This is a genomic window from Lentzea roselyniae, from assembly GCF_039537795.1.
GTDB classification, from domain to species: domain Bacteria; phylum Actinomycetota; class Actinomycetes; order Mycobacteriales; family Pseudonocardiaceae; genus Lentzea; species Lentzea atacamensis.
Genome location: NZ_BAABBE010000090.1, coordinates 1 through 6,328 on the forward strand (window position 1 = coordinate 1; position 6,328 = coordinate 6,328).

The following is a 6,328-nucleotide window of genomic DNA, read 5'->3' on the forward strand; positions in this document are numbered from 1 at the left end:
GCGCTGCCGCCTCATCTCCCTGACGAGACGATGTGTCCTGTGTCACTCGGTGCCCCCTCCGACCGCCAATCCGGCGCGTCGATCTTGGTACACCTCTGACTTACACGGTTCGCATGACACGCCCGTGTGAGCCGGGCGATCTCGGCCTGCTCCGCGGACAGCTTGCCGACCTTCTCGCCGGGCTTCCTGCCCGCCAACACCCCGGCATCGCGCTGCTTGCGCCACTCGCTGATCAACGACGAGTACAAGCCCTCTCGCCGCAGATATCCGCCACCGTCGCCGTGCTCACACGCCGCCTCGTACGCGCTCAGATGCGCGAGCTTCTCCGGCGCGCTGAACGCACGCCGCCGCCTCGGCCCGTCACCACGCGGCTGCTGGGAATCCATCCGCCCATCATCGTCCTCGACCACCGAGGGCCTGGCCTTGCGGGTCATGTCAATCAATCCGAATCTCGCCCTGCGTCAGGCCGGCTTGCTGTGAACCACTGGACTCAACTCACCCTGGCACGCAGGGAACCGCGTCACCGAGGTCTACTCCCACGTCGCACCCGAAGTCGAACAACGACTCCTCAACAACCTGCAACGCCGCTGGCACAAAGCCAAAGCAGCCGTCAAAGCACACCCCACAGCACCAGAACCGGCCCCGCGACGACTCTCCGGCTCCGTTGCCGCATAACCAACCCAGCGACCCTCACCCCGTTAGCAAGAGGGACACCACATCCAGGCAGACCAATGCCCCAGGAAACGATCATCGTGGAGAAAGCCGCTTCAGAACCTCTCCACCAGAGCAGCAGAAGGCGATCAAGAGGTGATCACCGGTGAAACGCAAGGAACCCGCCTGACCAGCGGTAACCGCTAGATCAGACGGGTTCTACAACTTGTGGAGCTGAGGGGACTCGAACCCTGACCCTCACACTGCCAATTCAACTCCTTGCCGTGCTCCGGTTCCGCTCCAGCACATTCAGTGTGAGACTCGCCAGCGCGAACGTAAGTTCGTCCTGCACCGCGACGGGCTCAGCCCAGCAGCCGGCGCAGTTCGGCGATCTCCGCGCTGACCCCCACCGTCGAGCGGCTGGTGGTGAATCCGATCTGTTCGTTCACCCTGATCATGTGCTCGTTGTCGGCGTTCACGTTCGTGTAGATCTTCTCTGTGGACGGCCGTTCGGCGAGCAGTGCCCGCAACATGTGCGCCTTGACCCACCGCCCGAGACCTTTGCCGCGGTACGCGGGTATCACGGCGGTGTCCTGCTGGACTGCCCACTCTGGATAGGCGGTGTAGAGGTCCAGCTGCGTCAGCGCGGCAACCTCACCTGTCGCCTCGGACACCGCGACCACCACCCGTTGCACGACGTTCTGCTCGCGATGGCGGGCCTCAGCGTCACGGATGCGCTCGGCCGTCCACTCCCCGATCCTGTACTCGGAGTCGCCGGCGGGTGCGTCGTGCATCGCGAAAAGCGCGTGAGCATACGACGTCACCAGCTCATCGGGTGCGGATCCCGCCCACTCGGCCACCCTGAAACCCTCAGGAGCCGGCACGTCCCACAGCGTGGGGTCGGTGTCACGGACCGCCAGGGTCTGCGAGATCGTCGACTTGGAGATGCGCAGCCCCACCGCGAGCGCCCACTGCTCCCCCACTCCACCCTTGGACAGTTCCCAGCCCTCGACGACCTTCCTGCCACGAGCTTCGAGTTCCGGCAACAACGCCCGGAGCACAGCGGTCCCCACACCCGCACGCCGCCGTTGCGGCGCAACGGTGATCTCTGTCAACGCCAAGTGCTCGTTCTCGCCCGGCAGGAAGTAGACGACGGCCTTGGCCACCAGTTCACCATCACAACGGGCGACCCACGAGCCCCGAGGCCCGAAGCCCGCGGCAGGTTGCCGCAGGCCGGCCACCCAGTCGTCGTAGCCTGGCACCACCAAATCCGGGCGATCCAGACGCACAGCGGCCATCGACAGCTCGTAGAGCGCCGTCAGGTCCTCCGCTGCCGCCTGGTCAGGCTCAAACGGCTCGACTTCGATCTTCACAGTCATCTCTGTTCCTAACACTCTTCCCGACACGGCGTGGCGGCGCGCACACAAGCACCAGCACGCCGATCATCGCCAAACCGAAGGCGGCCAGGCTCATCAGGTACATGATCCCGACGTGAAAGCCCAAACCGAGCGCGAACGCCCACCGCCGTGCGCGTGCACCACTCCAGAGCAGGACCACGAGCATCAGCTGGGCACCGATCACCGACCAACTCAGGGCGGCAACCATCCAGTACGTGTGCAGGACGGGCTCCAGGAGATCCCGCACGGACGTTGGAAACCGGCCTCAGGGTGGTACGCGATCACGAACATGGCACTCCCCTGACGCCACAAGGGGTCAGCGAGCTTGGAGACCACCGCGCCGAGATAGATGACGGAGAGCTGCAGCCGCAGCGCGTACCCCGCGGCGAACGCCGCTCCCCTCCACGCGGGAGCCGGCGGTGTGTGCAGACGCGTCCACTGCCACCGCCGGTCGTCCCCGAGGCACAACGGGATCAGCAGCATGGTCGCGAGCATGAGCGCCCGCTCCCCACCGTCCGATGAAGGCGCCGCGACGACCGAGCTGAACGCGACGTACCAGTGCGGGACGCAGGTGAGCTTGGGGCGATACCCCGACAACACGACCAGCAGCACGCCGATTGTCACGATTCGGCTAATGACCGTCCCGTGACCGGACACCTGGGTCACGCACCAAAGCGAAGTCGACCGCATCCCCTCACAACGCACGCCGTCCGGCGGGCTCAGCACAGGGGAGAACAGCACAGCGTCACGACTGAAGACCACAGTGGACAGCTGGGCGAGAGCGAGCAGGCAACGGCCGACGACCAGCCCTGGCCCGCGCAGCTCGGTACGCGAGGCGGCCAGCGCAAACCTCGCGAGGAGATCCCCGGAGCACGTCCTCGTCAGCCGCATTCGATGTCCACCAACGCCATCCGGTACACGCGCGTCGGCGCGGCCGGCAACCGGCCGACCGGCGGTACGTCGGTCCGCTCGACGGACAACGCGAGGTGTCCACAAAGGAGGTTCCCGGCGGACTCGTTCCTCATCCGGTGGACGTTGTCCGCAGCGAGTTCGAGGCCGCAGGCCAGTACGTCCTCCCTGGAGCAGGCTTGCCACCGCGCGTCGGGCACGCGGAGCGCGAACTGCCACGCCTCGGCGTAGCGGACCTCGACGGCATTTCCAAGACCGCGGTACTCGACATCCTCGATCGGCAGGAGCATGCGACCCGGCTCGGTCACGCGGTAGGCCACAACAGAGTCTCGCTCCAAGCCGGTGAAGAACTTCCAGTGTTGCGGCCACAGCACCGAGAACCCGCCCAGCCCGGGAACACCGAGCTGGGCGAGCCATCCCAGGACGAACCCGGCCGTCAGCACCAGAGCTGTGAAGCCGAGGCCACGGGCACTACCCGCGACGACGTCGTCGTCGACCGAGTCATCGCCGGACGAGCGGTCCAACCCCCTCAACACCTCAACCCAGGGTGATCGGGGGAAATGCCGTGGTGTCGCCAGGCATGTCCGTGAGGACCGTGTTCTGGACCTCCGGAGCCTTGCTCGGCGATTCCCCCGCTGAGGCGATGCCCGCAGCCCACACCGAACCGAAGGCCGCCGCCACCAGCACCAACCCCACGATCGTCTTCTTCTTCACTTATGCCCCCATAGGCGATATCCACGCTGCCCCGTACGGCAGCACACCGGCGACAAGCTGATCGCCTGTCACTACCCAAGTGCTACGTACACACTACTCAGCGCGACCTCGATCAGTATGCTGAATAGATGAACGTGGAGTTTTGCCTGCTCGGGCCGTTCGAAGTGCTTCAGTCCGGCCAACCGGTCAGGCTCGGCGGCGCCCGCCAGCGCAAGCTCCTCGCGATCCTCCTGCTCGACGCGAACCGGGTCGTGCCGGTCGACCAGCTCGTGGACACGCTCTGGCACGACCCGCCCAGCTCGGTGCGCCAGCAGATCCACAACTCCGTCGGCGGTCTGCGCCGCACTCTGGCCGACCTCGCCTGCGACGCCCACATCACAAGATCCGATGCCGGCTACCGGCTGGACGTCGCCGAGGAGCTGATCGACCTCCACCACTTCCGTGAGGGAAGCCGTGCCGCACGGGACGCCGAGGCCCGCGGTGACCTGCCTGCGGCTATCAAGCTGCTCTCCTCGGCGCTGTCGGTCTGGCGCGGGGAGGCGCTGGGCGGACTCGACGGTCTGACAGTCGAGACCGTCGCGGCGAGGCTGAACGAGAGCAGGCTCGCCGCTGTGGAGCAGCTCGCCTCCTACCGCATGCGCGAGGGGGAATCCGGTTCGATCATCGCCGAGCTCACCCAGCTCGTCCGGCAGCACCCGCTGCGGGAGTCGTTGCGCGCGAGTCTGATGAGGGCACTGCTCCTGAGCGGCAGACCGGCAGACGCTCTCACCGTCTACGAAGAGGGTAGAAGAGCACTCGCCAACGAGCTCGGCCTCGATCCTGGCGCGGAACTGCGCGAACTACAGCTGGGGATCCTGAACGGCACGATCACCGCCACAACCGGCCGAGCTGACGCGACCAAGACGAAGACAAGCCGGCACGACGAGCGTTCGTCGAGGTTCTACCTCCCCCACGACAGCAATGACTTCTCCGGCCGGTCGGCGGAACTCAACGAGCTGGCCGAGAAAGTCCTCCGCACAGAGCCGACCACGCTCGTGATCTCCGCGATCGACGGAATGGGCGGCGTTGGCAAGACGACCCTCGCCGTTCACTTCGCCCATCAGGTCGCAGAGCAGTTCCCAGACGGCCAGTACTTCGTCGACCTGCACGGGTACAGCGCGGGTGTCGAGCCTCTCACGGCGGAACAGGCGCTCGAACAACTGTTGCGGGACAGCGGAGTACCACCCGAACTGATCCCGTCCGGAACGGAAGCTCGCGGCGCGCTATGGCGCTCCCAGCTCGTCGGCACCCGGAGCCTCGTACTGATCGACAACGCGGTCGACGCGGCACAGGTCCGTCCGGTGCTGCCTGGCAGCGCGGGCGTGTTGGTCGTCGTCACCAGCAGACGGAGACTCTCTGCGCTGGACGGCACCGTGCCGATGTCGCTCGACGTGCTGACCCCGGAAGAAGCCGCGAGCATGTTCGCCAACGTGATCGGCGAGCAACGGGCTGACAAGGAACCAGAAGCCGTCGCAGAGGCAGTGCGGTTGTGCGGGTATCTGCCGCTCGCGATTCGCATCGCCGCGGCCCGCCTGCGCGACCGTGGCAGCTGGACCGTCGCCGACCTGGTCAGCCGCATCCGCGACCACACGTACCGAGCCCGCTTCCTGCAGGTCGAGAACCGCAACGTGATGGCGGTGTTGAAGCTCTCGCACCGGTATCTTCCTCCCTTGCAGAGCAAGGTCTTTCGGCTGCTGAGCCTGCACCCAGGCACCGAGTACGACGCCTGGTCCACCGCCGCACTGGTCGGCATCACGGTGGAGCACGCGGAGTCCTGCCTGGACGAACTGTTCGACTTCAACCTGCTGAAGCAGAACTCGCCCGGCCAGTTCCACTTCCACGACCTGGTGCGGGACTGCGCTATCCAACTGCTCGACGAGACGGAATCCGCGCCCGAGCAACGAGCCGCATCACAGCGCCTGCTCGACTACTACCTGGCTGCCTCCGAGAAGTGGTGCCATGCGCTCTTCACCGCCTCCGCCAGGAGAACGTTCACCGACAACGTGCCACCTCAGGAAGTACGACCCGCCGCCTCCGCCGCAGACGCGACAGCCGTGCTAGGCCAGGAGTTCCCGAACCTCACCGCCGCCGCCCGGTTCGCCGCGGACAACGGTTGGCACGGCCATGCGTGGCGGCTCGTGTGCACCATGGAGCCATACCTGCGGCTGAACAACTACGGCGGCCAGTCCTACGAGCTGTATGCAGCCGCGGCCGAGGCGGCGAACAAGGACGGCGACTCCTTCGGCGAGTCGCTCTGCTGGTCAGGACTCGCGTCAGTATGCCGCGAGCGCGGTGACAGGGAGGAGTCGATCCGCCACTTCGGCAGCGCCCTGAAGCTGGTGCGAGAGGCCGGCGACGACCAACGCGAGGCATCACTGCTCATCCATCTGGGACTCATGTACCTGGACCAGGACAACTACGTGGCAGCAGAAGAACACTTCCGCATGGGCCATGCGCTCATCGCCCATGACGACGAGCACCCGGACCACGCGAGCAATGCTTGAGACCTGTGGATCGGCCGGTGAGGGGCGTACCTTCCCGGTGATCGAGTAGCTGATCTCAAGCAGGCCGACGTTGGCGCGTCGGTCGGGAAGGCACGCCCATGCTCACCGTAGTCC

Annotated in this window: 6 protein-coding genes; 1 reads left to right on the top strand and 5 read right to left on the bottom strand. The window is 66.1% G+C overall.

What is annotated here, in order from left to right; genetic code table 11:
* Nucleotides 1-11 precede the first annotated feature (11 nt).
* The 5 genes from ABFX45_RS45680 to ABFX45_RS45700 all read right to left on the bottom strand — a co-directional run bounded on the left by ABFX45_RS45680 (nt 12) and on the right by ABFX45_RS45700 (nt 3,671).
* Nucleotides 12-434: a hypothetical protein gene (locus ABFX45_RS45680; protein ID WP_346137345.1), complete on the bottom strand. Its 423-nt coding sequence runs from the start codon at nt 432-434 to the stop codon at nt 12-14.
* 579 nt (nt 435-1,013) lie between these two features.
* Nucleotides 1,014-2,030, bottom strand: a complete 1,017-nt coding sequence (locus ABFX45_RS45685) for a GNAT family N-acetyltransferase (RefSeq protein ID WP_346137346.1) — start codon at nt 2,028-2,030, stop codon at nt 1,014-1,016.
* Nucleotides 2,031-2,240: 210 nt separating this feature from the next.
* Nucleotides 2,241-2,939, bottom strand: coding sequence for a hypothetical protein (locus tag ABFX45_RS45690; protein WP_346137347.1), 699 nt, complete (start codon nt 2,937-2,939; stop codon nt 2,241-2,243).
* Entirely contained in the window at nt 2,930-3,493 is a 564-nt protein-coding gene (locus ABFX45_RS45695; RefSeq protein ID WP_346137348.1) for a hypothetical protein, read from the bottom strand. Before ABFX45_RS45695 ends, ABFX45_RS45690 begins: the two co-directional genes overlap by 10 nt.
* 1 nt (nt 3,494) lies before the next feature.
* Entirely contained in the window at nt 3,495-3,671 is a 177-nt protein-coding gene (locus ABFX45_RS45700; protein WP_346137349.1) for a hypothetical protein, read from the bottom strand.
* Nucleotides 3,672-3,799: 128 nt separating this feature from the next.
* Between ABFX45_RS45700 and ABFX45_RS45705 the strand changes: the two genes are divergently transcribed.
* On the top strand, nt 3,800-6,214 hold the full coding sequence (locus ABFX45_RS45705) for an AfsR/SARP family transcriptional regulator (RefSeq protein ID WP_346137350.1): 2,415 nt from the start codon (nt 3,800-3,802) through the stop codon (nt 6,212-6,214).
* The last annotated feature ends 114 nt before the right edge of the window (nt 6,215-6,328 follow it).

What these genes read in the sequence shown, in the direction of transcription:
- ABFX45_RS45680 (WP_346137345.1), bottom strand. Translation starts at nt 434, where the DNA reads ATGACCCGCAAGGCCAGGCCCTCGGTGGTCGAGGACGATGATGGGCGG.
- ABFX45_RS45685 (WP_346137346.1), bottom strand. Translation starts at nt 2,030, where the DNA reads ATGACTGTGAAGATCGAAGTCGAGCCGTTTGAGCCTGACCAGGCGGCA.
- ABFX45_RS45690 (WP_346137347.1), bottom strand. Translation starts at nt 2,939, where the DNA reads ATGCGGCTGACGAGGACGTGCTCCGGGGATCTCCTCGCGAGGTTTGCG.
- ABFX45_RS45705 (WP_346137350.1), top strand. Translation starts at nt 3,800, where the DNA reads ATGAACGTGGAGTTTTGCCTGCTCGGGCCGTTCGAAGTGCTTCAGTCC.